We start from the raw sequence: 17379 nt of genomic DNA, 5'->3' as shown, positions 1-17379 counted from the left end.
ACTTCATGAACACTGCCGTGCCGGTGTTGAACTCTTGAGGGATGACTGTGAAGAACTGGACCTTGCGCCAACGGATCCTGGCGAGTTTCGCCGTAATCATCGCCATCATGTTATTGATGGTCGTGGCCTCTTATTCACGGTTGATGAAGATCGAGTCCAGCCAGGAAGAGGTTCGCCGTGACTCGCTGCCAGGCGTCTATCACAGCACCTTGTTGCGCAGTGTCTGGGGCGAAAGCTACATCCGTACTCTGGAATTGATCGGCGAAGGGCAGGGGCGGCCGCTCACTCAGACCGAGCGCGATCAGTTCCAGGGCTTCGAAGCTTCCTTGCAGAAAGAGGTCGATGGCTACAAGCAGTCGATCTTCGATGACACCGACAAAAGCACTTTTCAGGCGTTCGAAGCCAGCCGCGAAGCCTATACCCGACTGCTCAAGGACACCCATTCCGCTTTCGAGCGGGGAGATTTCAGCAGGGCAAAGACCCAGTTCTACGAACAGGTCAACCCGGTGTGGACCATCGGCCGCAAACAGCTCAACGACATCATCCTGACCAACAAGAAGCTGGCAGACCGCGCCACCGACAATATCGACGAAGCGGTGGCCGCCGCCAAGGTCACCATGTTCATCTCGTTGTTGATCGCCATCGTCGCTGCCGGCGCCTGCGGCCTGCTGCTGATGCGTTCGATCCTCGCGCCGATGCAGCGTCTGGTGAACATCCTCGGCGTGATGCGCACCGGCGATCTCAGCCAGCGCCTGAACCTGGAGCGTAACGACGAATTCAATGTGGTGCAGACCGGTTTCAACGACATGATGACCGAACTCACCGCCCTGGTGGCCCAGGCGCAGCGCTCCTCGGTGCAGGTCACCACTTCGGTGACCGAGATTGCCGCCACCTCCAAGCAGCAGCAGGCTACCGCGACCGAGACCGCTGCCACCACCACCGAGATCGGCGCCACCTCGCGGGAAATTGCCGCGACGTCCCGCGACCTGCTGCGCACCATGAACGAGGTCACCAGTGCCGCCGACCAGGCCTCGATGCTTGCCGGCTCCGGCCAGCAGGGCCTGGCACGCATGGAAGAGACCATGCACCAGATTTCCGGGGCGGCCAGCCTGGTCAACGCCAAGCTGGCGATCCTCAACGAGAAGGCCGGCAACATCAACCAGGTGGTGGTGACCATCGTCAAGGTCGCCGACCAGACCAACCTGTTGTCGCTCAATGCCGCCATCGAAGCCGAGAAGGCCGGCGAATATGGTCGCGGCTTCGCCGTGGTGGCGACCGAAGTACGGCGCCTGGCCGACCAGACCGCCGTGGCCACCTATGACATCGAGCAGATGGTTCGTGAGATCCAGTCGGCGGTGTCGGCCGGCGTGATGGGCATGGACAAGTTCTCCGAGGAGGTGCGCCGCGGGCTGTTCGAGGTCACCCAGGTGGGTGAGCAGCTGTCGCAGATCATTCACCAGGTGCAGGCCCTGGCACCACGCGTGCTGATGGTCAACGAAGGCATGCAGGCCCAGGCCACTGGCGCCGAGCAGATCAACCAGGCCCTGGTGCAACTGGCCGATGCCAGCAGCCAGACGGTGGAATCGCTGCGCCAGGCCAGTTTCGCCATCGACGAGTTGAGCCAGGTGGCGGTGGGGCTGCGCAGCGGCGTTTCGCGATTCAAGGTCTGAGACAGGCACATGGTCGATCGTCCCCCTATACGCGGCGAGGCCGCGCCGGTTCGCGACACGCTGTTCCTGCTGTTTCGCATCGGCGAAGAGCGCTACGCCCTGCAGGCACGGGAGATCGCCGAGGTGCTGCCACGCGTGAAGCTCAAGGTCATTCCCGATGCACCGGCCTGGGTGGCGGGCATTTTCGCCCACCGTGGCGAGATCGTTCCGGTCATCGACATCAGTGCGCTGAGTTCAGGTATTCCGGCCCCGGCGCGCACCAGCACACGCATGGTGCTGGTGAACTATCGCTACGACGCCCAGCATCCGGCGCAATTGCTGGGCCTGATCCTGGAGCAGGCCACCGACACGCTGCGCTGTCCGGCCTCGCAGTTCAAGGCCTATGGCCTGGACAATCGCCTGGCGCCCTACCTGGGCCCGGTGCGTGAGGACGAGGCGGGGCTGTTGCAGTGGATCCGTGTCGATGAACTGCTCAGCGAGCCGGTGCGTGAGCTGCTGTACCCGGTCGAGGCGCCGGACATCGAGCACCTGGAGGATGCGCCATGAGTGACGACTCGCGTTTCTTCGCCTTTCTCAAGGAGCGTATCGGCCTGGATGTCACCTCGGTAGGCGAGGCGATCATCGAGCGCGCCCTGCGCCAGCGCAGCGCAGCGGCCGGTGCGCCTGACAGCGAGGCCTACTGGCAACTGCTGCAAGGTTCACCTGACGAGCAGCAGGCGCTGATCGAAGCGGTGGTCGTGCCCGAGACCTGGTTCTTTCGTTATCCCGAGTCCTTCGCCACCCTGGGACGCCTGGCGGTGGAGCGTGCCCGGGCATTGTCGGCGGCGCGGCCGTTGCGCATTCTCAGCCTGCCGTGCTCCACCGGCGAAGAGCCCTATTCCATCGCCATGGCGTTGTTCGACGCCGGGCTCGGCCCGCAGCATTTTCGTATCGACGCCATCGACATCAGCCCGCTGTCCATCGAACGGGCCAAGCGCGCCCTCTACGGGCGCAACTCTTTCCGCGGCAAGGAACTGGGCTTTCGCGAGCGTTATTTCACGCCCGTTGGCGACAACTGGGAAGTGATTGCGCAGATCCGCGACTGCGTGAATTTCCGTCCCGGCAACCTGCTCGACCCGGCCATGGCGCGTCAGACACCTTGCGACTTCGTGTTCTGCCGCAACCTGGTGATCTATTTCGACCGACCGACCCAGACCCAGGCATTTCAGGTGCTCAAGCAACTGACACTGGCCGATGGTCTGCTGTTCATCGGCCCGGCCGAGGGCAACCTGCTGACACAGATCGGCATGCGTTCGCTCAACCTGCCGCAGTCGTTCGTCTTTCGTCATGCGCAACGTGACGATCCTAAACCGGTTACGCTCAGTCCGCCGCGCATGCCGACCCCCGCGCCTGCGCCCTTGCCGACGCCCACCGCCAGCGCGCCGGGTCTGCGCAGCGCCGCGCCTGCTGCACGGCGTCCGTTCTCGACAACCGCTGCCATAGGGGCGCCGCCGCCGGCATCCGCTGTGGCACCGGTGCGACCCCGGCACACCGACACACAGGCGGATGCCGAGCTGGCGGCCATCGCCAGGCTGGCCAACGCCGGCAAGAGCAGCGAGGCCCGCACGGCCTGTCAGCGCTTTCTGATCGAGCATGAACCGGTGGCCCAGGTTTTTTACTGGCTGGGTTTGCTGAGCGAGGTGGAAGGGCGTGCGGCCGAGGCGCAGAGCCACTACCGCAAGGCCTTGTACCTTCAGCCGCAGCATGCCGAGGCGCTGGCCCAACTGGCCGCGCTGCTGGCGGCGCAGGGCGACAGTGCCGGGGCGCAACGTCTGCTGGAGCGGGCCGCGCGTGGCGCCAATAGACAAGGAAACGGCCAATGAGCGGCATCAGCCTGGCGAGCATCACCCTGGACGACGGTCAGGCGATCGACGACTGCTGGAACCGCATCGGTGTGCAGGGTGACCGCAGTTGCCCGCTGCTGGCCGAGCATATTCACTGCCGCAACTGCGAAGTCTATTCGGCGGCGGCCACACGACTGCTGGATCGCTACAGCCTGGCCCAGGATTATCACGACCGTGCGCGCAGCGCCGAATACGCACCGCGCGCCTGTACCCAGTCGGTGGTGGTCTTCCGGCTCGGCGACGAGTGGCTGGGCCTGGCGACCCGCAGCCTGGTGGAAGTCGCTCCGCTGCAGGCCATCCACTCGCTGCCGCATCAGCGTTCGCGGGCCTTGCTTGGCGTCGCCAACGTGCGTGGCGCGCTGGTGGCGTGCATTTCCCTGGTCGAGCTGCTGGGCCTCGACGTCGGGCTGTCGTCGCCGGCCAACAACCGGATCATGCCGCGCATGCTGATCGTCGCCGCCGAGGGCGGCCCAGTGGTGGTGCCGGTGGATGAAGTGGATGGCATCCACGCGCTGGACCGGCAACTGCTCGACTCGGCGTCGACCTCCGGCACGCATGCCAACGCCCGCTTTACCCGAGGTGTGCTGCACTGGAAGGCGCGCAGCCTGCGTCTGCTGGATGAACAAGAGTTGCTGGCGGCGATTGCGCGGAGCATGACATGACACCCGATCAAATGCGTGACGCCTCGCTCTTCGAACTCTTTACCCTGGAAGCCGAAGCGCAGACCCAAGTGCTGAGTGCCGGACTGCTGGCGCTGGAGCGCGACCCCAGCCTGGCCGAACAGCTCGAGGCCTGCATGCGCGCAGCCCATTCGCTCAAGGGCGCCGCGCGTATCGTCGGTGTCGACCTGGCGGTCGGCGTTGCCCATGTGATGGAGGATTGCCTGGTCGGTGCGCAGGATGGCCGGCTGGTGTTGCAGGCCGAGCATATCGACACGCTGCTGGCCGGCACCGACATGCTGATGCACATCGCCACGCCCGGCGATGGCAGTGTCGACGCGGCGGCGGTCGAGACCTACGTGCAGCGCATGAATCAGCTCATGGCTTCGGCCTCGCGTCTGTCACGCAACACGGCCTTGCCGGCGCTGCCCGTGCCGCCGACACCCGGCCTCGATGCGCTGTCCAGCTCCTTGCTGCTCGAACCTTCGCCGCCGGTGCTGGACCCGCCCGTCGAGCTGCCGGTATCGCCCGATGCCGCCCCGGCTCACGACCCCTTCACCCCGCCAGCGCCTGTGACCGGCGTCGCCCAAGAGCCGGAACCGGCGCCCAAGTCATCGCGGGAGCGCCGGACGGCCGAAGGCGGCGAGCGGGTCTTGCGGGTCACTGCCGAGCGTCTCAATGGTCTGCTGGACCTGGCCAGCAAATCGCTGGTCGAGAGCCAGCGGATCAAGCCGATCCTGTCTGGCCTGCAGCGTCTCAAGCGCCTGCAGGCCGGCGGTGACCGTATCTTGCAGGTGCTGGAGGCCAACCTGGCCCAGGCCGACGTCGAGCCGGAAACGCTCCAGGCCCTGGAAGAGGCTCGCAACCTAGTGTTCGACGCGCAGAACCTGCTCATCGAGCAGATCAGCGAGCTGGACGAGTTCGGCTGGCAGGCTGCGCAGCGGGCGCAGAGCCTCTACGACAGCGCGCTGGCCTGCCGCATGCGGCCCTTTGCCGACGTGCTCGGTGGCCAGGCGCGTATGGTCCGCGACCTGGGCCGCGAGCTGGGCAAGGCGGTGCGCCTGGAGATCGAGGGGGAGAAAACCCAGGTCGACCGCGAGGTGCTGGAGAAGCTCGAAGCGCCGCTGACCCACCTGCTGCGCAATGCGGTGGACCACGGCATCGAGCTGCCGGAACAGCGTGAGGCGCGGGGCAAGCCGCGTGAGGGGCTGATTCGCCTGCGCGCCTCGCACCTGGCGGGCATGCTGGTGGTGGAGCTGATCGACGACGGCGGCGGCATCGACCTTGAGCGGCTGCGCAGTGCCATCGTGGCGCGCAAGCTGTCGCCGGAAGAAACCGCCGCGCAGATGAGCGAGGAAGAACTGCTGAGCTTCCTGTTCCTGCCGGGCTTCAGCATGCGCGACAAGGTCACGCAGATTTCCGGGCGCGGTGTCGGCCTGGATGCCGTGCAGCACATGGTTCGCCAACTGCACGGCGCGGTGACCCTGGAGCAGCGCAGCGGCGAGGGCAGCCGTTTTCGCCTCGAGGTGCCATTGACGCTGTCGGTGGTGCGCAGCCTGGTGGTGGAAGTCGGCGGCGAAGCCTATGCCTTTCCGCTGGCGCACATCGAGCGCATGCGCGACCTTGAAGCTCAGGACATCATCCAGCTGGAAGGGCGTCAGCACTTCTGGCACGAGGGGCGGCACGTGGGGCTGGTCGCGGCCAGCCAGTTGCTCAACCGGCCACCCGCCGGCCAGGCCCAGGCATCGCTCAAGGTCGTGGTGATCCGCGATCGGGATACCTCCTATGGCGTCGCCGTGGAGCGCTTCATTGGCGAACGGACGCTGGTGGTCATCCCGCTGGACCCGCGGCTCGGCAAGGTTCAGGACGTGTCTTCCGGAGCGCTGCTCGACGACGGTTCGGTGGTGCTGATCCTCGACGTCGAAGACCTGTTGCGCTCGGTGGACAAACTGCTCAATACCGGGCGCCTGGAGCGGATCGATCGGCAGGGGCGCCAGGCCGTCGCTGCCACGCGCAAGCGGGTGCTGGTGGTCGACGACTCGCTGACGGTGCGCGAGCTGGAACGCAAGCTGCTGGCCAGCCGTGGTTACGAAGTCGCCGTGGCGGTGGACGGCATGGATGGCTGGAACGCTCTGCGTGCCGAAGACTTCGACCTGTTGATCACCGACATCGACATGCCGCGCATGGACGGCATCGAACTGGTGACCCTGCTGCGTCGTGATACCCGTTTGCAGTCACTGCCTGTTATGGTGGTGTCCTATAAGGATCGGGAAGAAGACCGACGTCGGGGGCTGGATGCCGGGGCTGATTACTATTTGGCCAAGGCCAGTTTCCATGATGATGCGTTGCTCGATGCCGTGGTGGAACTCATAGGGGAAGCGCAGGCATGAGAATCGCAATCGTCAATGACATGCCCATGGCGGTCGAGGCCCTGCGCCGCGCCCTGGCGTTCGAGCCCAACCACCAGATCGCCTGGGTGGCGCGCAATGGTGCCGAAGCCGTACAGTGTTGCGCCGAAGACCTGCCGGACCTGATCCTCATGGACCTGGTCATGCCGATCATGGATGGCGTCGAGGCCACACGGCGGATCATGGCCAGCACGCCCTGCGCTATCGTTGTGGTTACGGTGGACCGCGAACAGAACGTGCACCGCGTGTTCGAGGCCATGGGCCATGGTGCGCTGGATGTGGTCGACACCCCGGCGATCGGTGTGGGCGATCCCAAGGAAGCGGCCGCGCCGCTGTTGCGCAAGATCTTCAACATCGGCTGGCTGGTGGGCCAGCGCGGTGTACGCGAGCGGCCAGCCAATGCCGCGCAGCGTGGCCCGGCCAAGCGTGGCGGGCTGGTCGCGATCGGCTCGTCGGCCGGTGGCCCGGCGGCGCTGGAGCAGTTGCTCAAGGCCCTGCCGGCGAACTTTCCGGCTGCCGTGGTGCTGGTCCAGCATGTCGACCAGGTGTTCGCTGCCGGCATGGCCGAATGGCTGAGCAGTGCTTCGGCCCTGCCGGTGCGCCTGGCCCGCGAAGGCGAGCCGCCGCAGCCGAACCAGGTGCTGCTGGCCGGTACCAATCATCACTTGCGTCTGCTGAAAGACGGGGCGCTGGCCTATACGGCCGAGCCGGTTAACGAAATCTACAGGCCCTCGATCGATGTGTTTTTCGAAAGTGTGGTCCGCTATTGGAGTGGTGAAGCAGTGGGAGTCTTACTGACCGGGATGGGGCGCGATGGGGCGCAAGGGCTCAAGGCCATGCGCCAGCAAGGATTCCTGACCATCGCCCAGGACCAGGAGAGCAGCGCGGTGTACGGCATGCCCAAGGCCGCCGCCGCCATCGACGCAGCTGTCGAGATCCGACCGCTGCATGCCATCGCACCGCGTCTGATCGAGGTATTCGCTCAATGATTTTCCAGGTGACCTCACCGGCTGCCGGTGACCAGGAGACACGTCATGCATGACTTGCAGGCAGAAGACCTCAGGACGCCGGATGAAAACTCCGCCATGGTGCTGCTGGTCGACGATCAGGCGATGATCGGCGAGGCCGTGCGCCGCGGGTTGGCCAACGAAGAGCAGATCGACTTCCACTTCTGCGCCGACCCGCACCAGGCCATCGCGCAGGCGGTCCAGATCAAGCCCACGGTGATTCTCCAGGACCTGGTCATGCCCGGCCTCGATGGCCTGACCCTGGTGCGCGAGTACCGCAGCAACCCGCTGACCAAAGACATTCCGATCATCGTACTGTCCACCAAAGAAGACCCGCTGATCAAGAGCGCCGCCTTCGCCGCCGGCGCCAACGACTACCTGGTGAAACTGCCCGACACCATCGAGCTGGTGGCGCGCATCCGCTACCACTCGCGCTCCTACCTGACCCTGTTGCAACGCGACGAGGCGTACCGGGCGCTGCGCGTCAGCCAGCAGCAGTTGCTCGACACCAACCTGGTGCTGCAGCGGCTGATGAACTCCGACGGCCTGACCGGGCTGTCCAACCGCCGTCACTTCGACGAGTACCTGGAGCTGGAATGGCGGCGTGCGACCCGTGAGCAGACGCAGCTGTCGCTGATGATGATCGACGTCGATTACTTCAAGGCCTACAACGACAGCTTCGGCCACCTGGAGGGCGACGAAGCGCTGCGCCAGGTTGCCAAGGCCATCCGTGCCAACTGCAGCCGTCCCTCGGACCTGCCGGCGCGCTATGGCGGCGAGGAGTTCGCCATGGTGCTGCCCAACACCTCGCCCGGCGGCGCGCGGCTGCTGGCCGAGAAACTGCGCCAGAGCGTGGCCAGCATGAACATCCCGCACATCGCCCCGAACAGCGACTCGCATCTGACGGTGAGCATCGGTATCGCCACCATGACGCCGCAACCGGGCTCCAACAGCCGGCAGTTGATCCTGGACGCCGACAAGGGCCTGTACGCGGCCAAGCACAACGGGCGTAACCAGGTGCAGGTCGGCGGCTGAGGCGGGCTTGGCGGCTGCCGGTGTAGCGGCTGCAAGGGCCGGGCCCCGCTCGACGGGGCTGCAATAGCCAGCATGCCTGGGGTATACTCGTCGGCTTTGTAATTTTCGCCTGCGAGTGCTGACCACTATGGAAATCAACCCGATCCTGAACAGCATCAAGGACCTCTCCGAGCGTTCCGAAACCATTCGGGGGTATCTTTGACTACGATCACAAGCATGATCGTCTAGTCGAAGTCACCCGCGAGCTCGAAGACCCCAACGTCTGGAACAAACCCGAATACGCACAGAACCTGGGCCGCGAGCGCTCCCAGCTGGAGCAGATCGTCACCACCCTGGATGACCTGAGTTCCGGCCTGACCGACGCCAAGGACCTGCTGGAAATGGCCGCCGAGGAAGAGGACGAGGGCGCTGTCGCCGACGTCGCCGCCGAGGTCGAGCGTCTGCGCGAGCTGCTGGAAAAGCTGGAGTTCCGGCGCATGTTCAGCGGCGAGATGGACCCCAACAACGCCTACCTGGACATCCAGGCCGGTTCCGGCGGCACCGAGGCTCAGGACTGGGCCAACATCCTGCTGCGCATGTACCTGCGCTGGGCCGACAAGCGCGGCTTCGACGCCACCATCATGGAGCTGTCCGAGGGCGAGGTCGCCGGCATCAAGGGCGCCACCGTGCACATCAAGGGCGAGTATGCCTTCGGCTGGCTGCGCACCGAGATCGGCGTGCACCGCCTGGTGCGCAAGAGCCCGTTCGACTCCGGCGCGCGTCGCCACACTTCGTTCTCGGCGGTGTTCGTCTCGCCGGAGATCGATGACCGGGTCGAGATCGAAATCAACCCGTCCGACCTGCGCATCGACACCTACCGTTCCTCCGGTGCCGGTGGTCAGCACGTCAACACCACCGACTCGGCGGTGCGCATCACCCACGTACCGACCAACACCGTGGTCAGCTGCCAGAACGAACGCTCCCAGCACGCCAACAAGGACACCGCGATGAAAATGCTGCGGGCCAAGTTGTACGAGCTGGAAATGCAAAAGCGCAACGCCGCTTCGCAGGCGCTCGAAGACAGCAAGTCGGACATCGGCTGGGGTCACCAGATCCGCTCCTACGTGCTGGACGACTCGCGTATCAAGGACCTGCGCACCGGCGTCGAGCGCAGCGACTGCCAGAAGGTCCTGGACGGCGACCTCGACCAGTACCTGGAAGCGAGCCTCAAGCAGGGGCTGTAATCCGCACACCACCGCCGCGATACGAGGCCAGCGGCCCGTATCGCGCGCCCTGCCCGACAGGGGCACCGAATACCTGATGGAAACAATGACGACATGAGCGACCTGAAGACCGAATCGCAAGACCTGCAACAGGAAGAGAACGCCCTGATCGCCCTGCGCAAGGACAAGCTTGCCGCACAGCGCGACAAGGGCAATGCCTTCCCCAACGACTTCCGCCGCGACAGCTACTGCAACGACCTGCAGCAGCAGTACGTGGACAAGACCAAGGAAGAGCTGGAAGCAGCCGCGATTCCGGTCAAGGTTGCCGGTCGCATCATGCTCAACCGGGGCGCGTTCATGGTCATCCAGGACATGACCGGGCGCATCCAGGTCTACGTCAACCGCAAGACCCTGCCGGAAGAGACCCTGGCGGCGGTCAAGACCTGGGACCTGGGCGACATCATCGCCGCTGAAGGCACCCTGGCGCGCTCCGGCAAGGGCGACCTGTACGTCGAAATGACCAGCGTGCGCCTGCTGACCAAGTCGCTGCGCCCGCTGCCGGACAAGCACCACGGCCTGACCGACACCGAACAGCGCTACCGCCAGCGCTACGTCGACCTGATCGTCAACGAAGAAACCCGCCAGACCTTCCGCGTGCGTTCGCAGGTCATCTCGCACATCCGCAGCTTCCTGGCCAAGCGCGACTTCCTGGAAGTCGAGACGCCGATGCTGCAGACCATTCCTGGCGGTGCGGCGGCCAAGCCGTTCGAAACCCACCACAATGCCCTGGACATGCCGATGTTCCTGCGCATCGCGCCAGAGCTGTACCTCAAGCGCCTGGTAGTCGGTGGCTTCGAGAAGGTCTTCGAGATCAACCGCAACTTCCGTAACGAAGGCGTCTCGACCCGGCACAACCCCGAGTTCACCATGCTCGAGTTCTACCAGGCCTACGCCGACTACGAAGACAACATGGACCTCACCGAGGAGCTGTTCCGCGAACTGGCGCAACTGGTCCTGGGCAGCACCGACGTGCCGTACGGCGACAAGGTGTTCCACTTCGGCGAGCCGTTCGCGCGCCTGTCGGTGTTCGACTCGATCCTCAAGTACAACCCGGACATCACCGCTGCCGACCTGCAGGACGTCGACAAGGCCCGTGCCATCGCCAAGCAAGCCGGTGCCAAGGTGCTGGGCCACGAGGGCCTGGGCAAGCTGCAGGTGATGATTTTCGAAGAGCTGGTCGAGCACAAGCTGGAGCAGCCGCACTTCATCACCGAATACCCGTTCGAGGTTTCGCCACTGGCGCGCCGCAACGACAAGAACCCCAACGTCACCGACCGCTTCGAGCTGTTCATCGGTGGCCGCGAGATCGCCAACGCCTACTCCGAGCTCAACGACGCCGAAGACCAGGCTGACCGCTTCATGGCCCAGGTGGCCGAGAAGGACGCCGGCGACGACGAAGCCATGCACTTCGACGCCGACTTCGTGCGCGCCCTAGAATACGGCATGCCGCCCACCGCAGGTGAAGGCATCGGTATCGACCGTCTGGTGATGCTGCTGACCAACTCGCCGTCGATCCGCGACGTGATTCTGTTCCCGCACATGCGTCCACAGGCCTGATCGTCCCTTTAGCCGCTCTGCCGCCCAGATTGGCTCGGTAGAAGCGGCTTCAGCCGCGCAAGCGCCAGTAAATTCACTGCATCTGTCGTGAACAGGCGGTCGCTTCGCGGCTCAAGCCGCTCCTACCCGGTCTAGCCGAACAGTAGGGGGTTTCAGCGGTGAAGAAGCCGGCAGAGAGATCGCGACGTTTGGGCCGTTGAAGCGGTTGTTCATGGCTGTAGCGGCGCCTGCTCGGGGTGTGGCTACAGCCAACAATGTTGCGTCGGCCGGGAACTCTTCGCGGCAGACGTCGCTCCCACAGGTCGGCGAAGCGAATAAATTGGATCCGACCATGGAAGTGACGCCAGTAGAACCTGTGGTGAACGACACCACCCAAGGAGCGGCCAGGGTCGCCAGTGCCGTTGCCCAGAGCGTGCGTTATCAGGGCCGCAAGGCCAGTCGCCGGGGCAGCGAGCAACGCCGCCAGGCAATCCTCGATGCCGCCATGCGCATCGTCATCCGTGATGGCGTGCGCGGTGTGCGTCATCGTGCGGTGGCCGCCGAGGCTGACGTGCCGCTGTCGGCCACGACCTACTACTTCAAGGACATCGATGACCTGCTCAACGATGCCTTCGCGCAGTACGTCGAACGCAGTGCGGTGTACCTGGCCCGCCTGTGGCAGAACACCGAAGTCATACTGCGCGACATGCTGGCCCGCAACGATGGCAGCCCGGCCGGGCGCCAGTGCCTGACCCGCGACATCGCGCGGATGATCCAGGACTATATCGAGCACCAGTTGCAGACCCGCCGCGACCAGCTGATCGCCGAATACGCCTTCTATCTCGAGGCGTTGATCAACCCGCGTCTGGCGCTGCTGGTCGCCGACCACCAGCAGATTCTCTTTCGCGGCGCCTGCCAGTTCCTCCAGGTGCTGGGCTCGGCGCAGCCGCAGCAAGATGCCGAAGTGTTGACGGGCATGATCCGCCGGATGGAATATCAGGGCCTCTTGCAAGGCCTCACTGCGCAGGCGGCCAGCCAGCGCGAGGCGCTCCTGACCCGCCAGTTGCAGCAGTTCCTCGGTGCGGCGGCGACGGACCCAGGCCAGGCTTGACCAACATCAGGATCGAGGAGTACCGGGTGGACGAGTACCAGCAGACCATTCGCGGGTTATCCGACCGCATCGTGACGGCACAGACGCCGATCCGCGTGCTCGATGCGGTGAAGTGGGACGATGGGGTGCGCAAGACCTTTCTCGCCGCCAAGGGCAAGGAATTGCCTGCGGTGAACCGCGACTATTACCAGGGCCGCGCCCTGGGCTTCGATGCCAGTGCCCTCAAGCAGGAGTTCCAGGACATCGAACGCGACATCACCCGGCAATTGGGGCAGTTCAACCCGGTCGGGCAGATCATGCGCCGCATGTGCCGCGAATACCGCATGGTGGTGCGCATGCTCGAAGCCCGCGGCACGCCGGACTTCGGGCTGATTTCCCAGGAACTCTATGGCGCGGCCTCCGATGCCTTCCATGCCGGCGACCCGACCCTGTCGGACCTGGGCATGATGCTCTCGGGCTACCTGAACAACATCGCCGGGCGTGGCGATCTCAAGGACGAGCCCAAGACCCTCACCGCCAAGGATGCCGTGGAGATCCTCCAGCGTCGCCTGAACCGCGTGTTCGGCGAAGCCGAGACCACGGTGCGGGTCTTCGAGTCCGACGGCATCGTCGCCGATGCGGCGGCCGGTGCCGACTACATCAAGATCCGCTCCGATGCGATGTTCAACGAGCGCGACGTGCGTGCCCTGGAGGTGCATGAAGGGCTGGTGCACGTCGGCACCACCCTCAACGGTCTGAACCAGCCGATCTGCACCTTCCTGTCCAAGGGACCGCCGTCCTCGACCGTGACCCAGGAAGGCCTGGCGATCCTCATGGAGGTCATCGCCTTCGCCTCCTACCCCAGCCGACTGCGCAAGCTCACCAACCGGACCCGCGCCATCCACATGGCGGAGGAGGGCGCCGACTTCCTGCAGGTGTTCGACTTCTACCGGGAGCAGGGCTTCAGCATGGCCGACAGCTACGGCAATGCCAGCCGGGTGTTCCGTGGTTCCAGCCCCGATGGCCTGCCCTTCACCAAGGACCTGTCGTACCTGAAGGGTTTCATCATGATCTACAACTACATCCAGCTGGCCGTACGCAAGGGCAAGCTCGAACAGGTGCCCTTGCTGTTCTGCGGCAAGACCACCCTGGAAGACATGCGCACCCTGCGCCAGCTGGTGGATGAAGGCCTGGTGGTTGCGCCGCGTTACCTGCCCGACCAGTTCCGCGACATGAACGCCCTGTCGGCGTGGATGTGCTTCTCCAACTTTCTGAACCATCTGAGCCTGGACAGGATCGAAGCAGACTACGCCAACATCCTCTGAGGCTCATCAAGGCCGCGAGCCTCGCAGCCCCACCACGAAGGACCGTCGTCTTGAAACTGATCGGCACCCTGATTCTCCTGCTCAGCCTCGGCGGTTGCAGTTCCATGCTGTTCTACCCGGAGAAGGGCCAGCCGTTCACCCCCGACAAGGCGCACATTGCCTGGCGCGACGTGTCGCTGAGCGCCGCCGATGGTACGCGCCTGCATGGCTGGTGGTTGCCGGCCAAGGCCGGGGTGCCGGTCAAGGGCACGGTGCTGCACCTGCATGGCAACGGCGGCAACCTGGCCTGGCACCTGGGCGGCAGCTGGTGGCTGCCGGAGCAGGGCTATCAGGTGCTGATGCTCGACTATCGCGGTTACGGCCTGTCTGCCGGTGAACCGAGCCTGCCGGCCATCTACCAGGACCTCGACGCCGCCTTCGCCTGGCTGGACGCTGCCCCTGAGGTGCAGGGGCATCCACGCATCGTACTGGGCCAGAGCATCGGCGGTGCGCTGGCGGTGCACTATCTGGCGGCCCATCCCGAGCAGCGCAGCCGTCTGCAGGCCCTGGTGCTCGACGGCGTGCCGGCCAGCTACCGTGACGTGGCGCGGCATACCCTGGGTACGTCATGGCTGACCTGGCCTTTCAAGCGCCCACTGTCCTGGCTGATTCCCGATGCCGACAGCGCCGTGCATGGCATCGCCCAGCTCAAGGGCACGCCGATCCTGCTGTTCCACAGCCTGGACGACGAGATCGTGCCGCTGGACAACGGCCTGACCCTGTACAAGGCTGCGCCCCTGCCACGGGTCCTGCAGCTGACCCGCGGCGGGCATGTGCAGACCTTCGCCGACCCGACGTTCCGCCAGGTGCTGCTGCGCTACCTTGAAGACCCGCGGCACTTCAACGGCCTGCGCCGCCTGGGCGAGATTCCCAATTACGACACCGGTACGCCGTAGCCGCACCGTCGCCCCCACTGATCAGGATGGCCCATGCCCGAGACTTCCCCGCCCCGTTTTTCCGGCTTCGTGCGCGTGCGTGGCGCCCGCGAGCACAACCTCAAGAACGTCGACGTCGATGTGCCGCGTGATGCGCTGGTGGTGTTCACCGGCGTGTCCGGTTCAGGCAAGTCCTCGCTGGCGTTCTCGACGCTGTACGCCGAGGCCCAGCGGCGCTATTTCGAGTCGGTGGCGCCCTATGCCCGGCGCCTGATCGACCAGGTCGGCGTGCCGGATGTCGACGCCATCGAGGGCCTGCCGCCGGCGGTGGCCTTGCAACAGCAGCGCGGCAGTCCCGGTGCGCGCTCTTCGGTGGGCAGCGTCACCACCCTGTCGAGCCTGATCCGCATGCTCTATTCGCGGGCCGGCACCTACCCGGCCGACCAGCCGATGCTGTACGCCGAAGACTTCTCGGCCAACACCCCGCAGGGCGCCTGCCCGCAGTGCCACGGCCTGGGGCGGGTGCACGAGGTCACCGAGGCCTCGATGGTGCCCGATCCGTCCTTGACCATTCGCCAGAAGGCCATCGCCGCCTGGCCGCCGGCCTGGCAAGGGCAGAACCTGCGCGACATTCTGGTGACCCTGGGCTATGACGTCGACATTCCCTGGCGTGACCTGCCCAGGAAACAGCGTGACTGGATTCTGTTCACCGAAGAAACCCCCACGGTGCCGGTATACGCCGGCCTCACCCCGGCGCAGACCCGTGAAGCGCTCAAGCGCAAGCAGGAGCCGAGCTACCAGGGCACCTTCAGCGGCGCGCGGCGCTACCTGCTGCACACCTTCATGCATTCGCAGAGCGCGCAGATGCGCAAGCGTGTCGCCCAGTACATGCTCGCCAGCCCCTGCCCGGCGTGCGAAGGCAAGCGCCTCAAGCGCGAGGCGCTGACCGTGACCTTCGCCGGCCTGGACATCGCCGAACTGCTGGGCCTGCCGCTGCGCCAGCTGGCCGAACTGCTCAAGGAGGTGGCCAGCCGCGAGTGGCTAGAACGCGAGACTGTCGATGCTTCGCTGGAAAAGCGCCTGGCCGCCCAGCGCATCGCCAACGAGCTGCTCGAACGCATCACCACCTTGACCGACCTGGGCCTGGGCTACCTGGCCCTGGAGCGCAGCACGCCCACGCTGTCGTCCGGCGAGTTGCAGCGCCTGCGCCTGGCGACCCAGCTCAACTCGCAGTTGTTCGGCGTCATCTACGTGCTCGACGAACCCTCCGCCGGCCTGCATCCGGCCGACAGCGAAGCCTTGCTCGATGCCCTGCAACGCCTCAAGGCGGCGGGCAACTCGGTGTATGTGGTAGAGCACGACCTGGACACCATGCGCCGCGCCGATTGGCTGGTAGACGTCGGCCCGGCGGCCGGCGAGCAGGGCGGGCAGGTGCTGTACAGCGGCCCGCCGGCCGGGCTCGAGCAGGTCAGTGAATCGCGCACCCGGCATTACCTGTTCGGTACGCCGCGGCCGGCGCCACGGGGGCCGCGCACGCCGCAGGGCTGGCTGCGCCTGGAAGGCATCACCCGCAACAACCTGGTCGACCTGGACGCAGCCTTCCCGTTGGGCTGCTTTACCTCGGTGACCGGCATTTCCGGCTCTGGCAAGTCCAGCCTGGTCAGCCATGCGTTGCTGGACCTGGTGGGCGCTCACCTGGGGCATGCCGAGGCGTCGCAAGAGGCTGAGCAGGGTGGGCTTGAAGACGAGCCGCAGCAACGCAGCGGCGGGCGGGTAAGTGCCGGGGTCGAGCAGCTCAAGCGCCTGGTCCAGGTGGATCAGAAGCCCATCGGCCGCACGCCACGTTCCAACCTGGCGACCTACACCGGGCTGTTCGACCACGTACGCAAGCTGTTCGCCGCCACCGAACAGGCCCAGGTGCTGGGCTTCGATGCCGGGCAGTTTTCCTTCAACGTTGCCAAAGGGCGGTGTGAGCAATGCGAGGGGGAGGGCTTCGTCAGTGTCGAGCTGTTGTTCATGCCCAGCGTCTACGCCCCGTGCCCGACCTGCCATGGCGCACGCTACAACCCGCAGACCCTGCAGGTGACCTGGAACGACCTGACGATTGCCGAGGTCCTGCAACTGACCGTCGAGCAGGCCTGCGCGGTGTTCGCCGAACAGGCGCCGGTACGTCGCGCATTGCAGGTGCTCAACGAGCTGGGCCTGGGCTACCTGCGCCTCGGCCAGCCCGCCACCGAGCTGTCCGGCGGCGAGGCCCAGCGCATCAAGCTGGCCACCGAACTGCAACGCAGTGCCCGTGGTGCCACCCTCTACGTGCTCGACGAACCCACCAACGGCCTGCACCCGCAGGACATCGACCGCTTGCTGCTACAGCTCAACCGCCTGGTGGACACCGGGCACAGCGTGGTGGTGGTCGAACATGACATGCGGGTGGTGGCGCAGAGCGACTGGGTGATCGACATCGGCCCCGGCGCGGGCGATGCCGGTGGCCGGGTGGTGGTCAGCGGCGTGCCCCAGGCGGTGGCGGCCTGTGCCGAGAGCCGCACGGCACCCTTTCTGGCGCGGGCACTGCAAGGGCAGTGACGCGAGG

General features: G+C 65.6%; 13 protein-coding genes. All 13 read left to right on the top strand.

Features of this window, described 5'->3' with window-relative positions; genetic code table 11:
* Positions 1-47: 47 nt before the first annotated feature.
* The 13 genes from RRX38_RS09600 (at position 48) to RRX38_RS09540 (ending at position 17372) form a co-directional block, all read left to right on the top strand.
* Positions 48-1670, top strand: coding sequence for a methyl-accepting chemotaxis protein (locus tag RRX38_RS09600; RefSeq protein WP_315962652.1), 1623 nt, complete (start codon positions 48-50; stop codon positions 1668-1670).
* 9 nt (positions 1671-1679) lie between these two features.
* A complete protein-coding gene (locus tag RRX38_RS09595) occupies positions 1680-2216 on the top strand; it encodes a chemotaxis protein CheW (protein ID WP_315962349.1) in 537 nt (178 codons plus the stop codon).
* Positions 2213-3532 carry a protein-glutamate O-methyltransferase CheR gene (locus RRX38_RS09590; protein WP_315962348.1) on the top strand — a complete coding sequence of 440 codons (1320 nt, stop codon included), beginning with the start codon at positions 2213-2215 and terminating at the stop codon, positions 3530-3532. The genes RRX38_RS09595 and RRX38_RS09590 overlap by 4 nt, the downstream gene beginning before the upstream one ends.
* Positions 3529-4215: a chemotaxis protein CheW gene (locus RRX38_RS09585; protein ID WP_315962347.1), complete on the top strand. Its 687-nt coding sequence runs from the start codon at positions 3529-3531 to the stop codon at positions 4213-4215. Before RRX38_RS09590 ends, RRX38_RS09585 begins: the two co-directional genes overlap by 4 nt.
* On the top strand, positions 4212-6602 hold the full coding sequence (locus RRX38_RS09580; RefSeq protein WP_315962346.1) for a hybrid sensor histidine kinase/response regulator: 2391 nt from the start codon (positions 4212-4214) through the stop codon (positions 6600-6602). Before RRX38_RS09585 ends, RRX38_RS09580 begins: the two co-directional genes overlap by 4 nt.
* Entirely contained in the window at positions 6599-7609 is a 1011-nt protein-coding gene (locus RRX38_RS09575; protein WP_315962345.1) for a chemotaxis response regulator protein-glutamate methylesterase, read from the top strand. The genes RRX38_RS09580 and RRX38_RS09575 overlap by 4 nt, the downstream gene beginning before the upstream one ends.
* Positions 7610-7654: 45 nt before the next feature.
* Complete coding sequence (locus RRX38_RS09570) at positions 7655-8662, top strand: PleD family two-component system response regulator (RefSeq protein WP_315962344.1); 1008 nt, start codon at positions 7655-7657, stop codon at positions 8660-8662.
* Positions 8663-8789: 127 nt separating this feature from the next.
* A protein-coding gene (gene prfB / locus RRX38_RS09565; protein ID WP_315962343.1) for a peptide chain release factor 2 occupies positions 8790-9885 on the top strand; the annotation gives its coding sequence in 2 pieces (ribosomal slippage) (positions 8790-8861 and positions 8863-9885; 1095 coding nt in all).
* Between the two features lie 93 nt (positions 9886-9978).
* Complete coding sequence (lysS, locus tag RRX38_RS09560) at positions 9979-11481, top strand: lysine--tRNA ligase (RefSeq protein WP_315962342.1); 1503 nt, start codon at positions 9979-9981, stop codon at positions 11479-11481.
* Between the two features lie 331 nt (positions 11482-11812).
* Positions 11813-12571, top strand: coding sequence for a TetR/AcrR family transcriptional regulator (locus tag RRX38_RS09555; RefSeq protein ID WP_315962341.1), 759 nt, complete (start codon positions 11813-11815; stop codon positions 12569-12571).
* A 26-nt stretch (positions 12572-12597) separates the two neighbouring features.
* Positions 12598-13875, top strand: coding sequence for a flavohemoglobin expression-modulating QEGLA motif protein (locus RRX38_RS09550; RefSeq protein ID WP_315962651.1), 1278 nt, complete (start codon positions 12598-12600; stop codon positions 13873-13875).
* Positions 13876-13925: 50 nt separating this feature from the next.
* Positions 13926-14810 (top strand): alpha/beta hydrolase, encoded by an 885-nt coding sequence (locus RRX38_RS09545; RefSeq protein ID WP_315962340.1) that lies wholly within the window; start codon positions 13926-13928, stop codon positions 14808-14810.
* Between the two features lie 33 nt (positions 14811-14843).
* Entirely contained in the window at positions 14844-17372 is a 2529-nt protein-coding gene (locus RRX38_RS09540; protein ID WP_315962339.1) for an excinuclease ABC subunit UvrA, read from the top strand.
* The last annotated feature ends 7 nt before the right edge of the window (positions 17373-17379 follow it).

The sequence above is a fragment of the Pseudomonas sp. DTU_2021_1001937_2_SI_NGA_ILE_001 genome, from assembly GCF_032463525.1.
GTDB lineage: Bacteria > Pseudomonadota > Gammaproteobacteria > Pseudomonadales > Pseudomonadaceae > Aquipseudomonas.
The sequence above is the reverse complement of the archived record's forward strand: the minus strand, read 5'-3'. Positions and strand labels throughout refer to the sequence as shown.

What these genes read in the sequence shown, in the direction of transcription:
- RRX38_RS09595 (WP_315962349.1), top strand. Translation starts at nt 1,680, where the DNA reads ATGGTCGATCGTCCCCCTATACGCGGCGAGGCCGCGCCGGTTCGCGAC.
- RRX38_RS09590 (WP_315962348.1), top strand. Translation starts at nt 2,213, where the DNA reads ATGAGTGACGACTCGCGTTTCTTCGCCTTTCTCAAGGAGCGTATCGGC.
- RRX38_RS09585 (WP_315962347.1), top strand. Translation starts at nt 3,529, where the DNA reads ATGAGCGGCATCAGCCTGGCGAGCATCACCCTGGACGACGGTCAGGCG.
- RRX38_RS09580 (WP_315962346.1), top strand. Translation starts at nt 4,212, where the DNA reads ATGACACCCGATCAAATGCGTGACGCCTCGCTCTTCGAACTCTTTACC.
- RRX38_RS09575 (WP_315962345.1), top strand. Translation starts at nt 6,599, where the DNA reads ATGAGAATCGCAATCGTCAATGACATGCCCATGGCGGTCGAGGCCCTG.
- RRX38_RS09570 (WP_315962344.1), top strand. Translation starts at nt 7,655, where the DNA reads ATGCATGACTTGCAGGCAGAAGACCTCAGGACGCCGGATGAAAACTCC.
- lysS (WP_315962342.1), top strand. Translation starts at nt 9,979, where the DNA reads ATGAGCGACCTGAAGACCGAATCGCAAGACCTGCAACAGGAAGAGAAC.
- RRX38_RS09555 (WP_315962341.1), top strand. Translation starts at nt 11,813, where the DNA reads ATGGAAGTGACGCCAGTAGAACCTGTGGTGAACGACACCACCCAAGGA.
- RRX38_RS09540 (WP_315962339.1), top strand. Translation starts at nt 14,844, where the DNA reads ATGCCCGAGACTTCCCCGCCCCGTTTTTCCGGCTTCGTGCGCGTGCGT.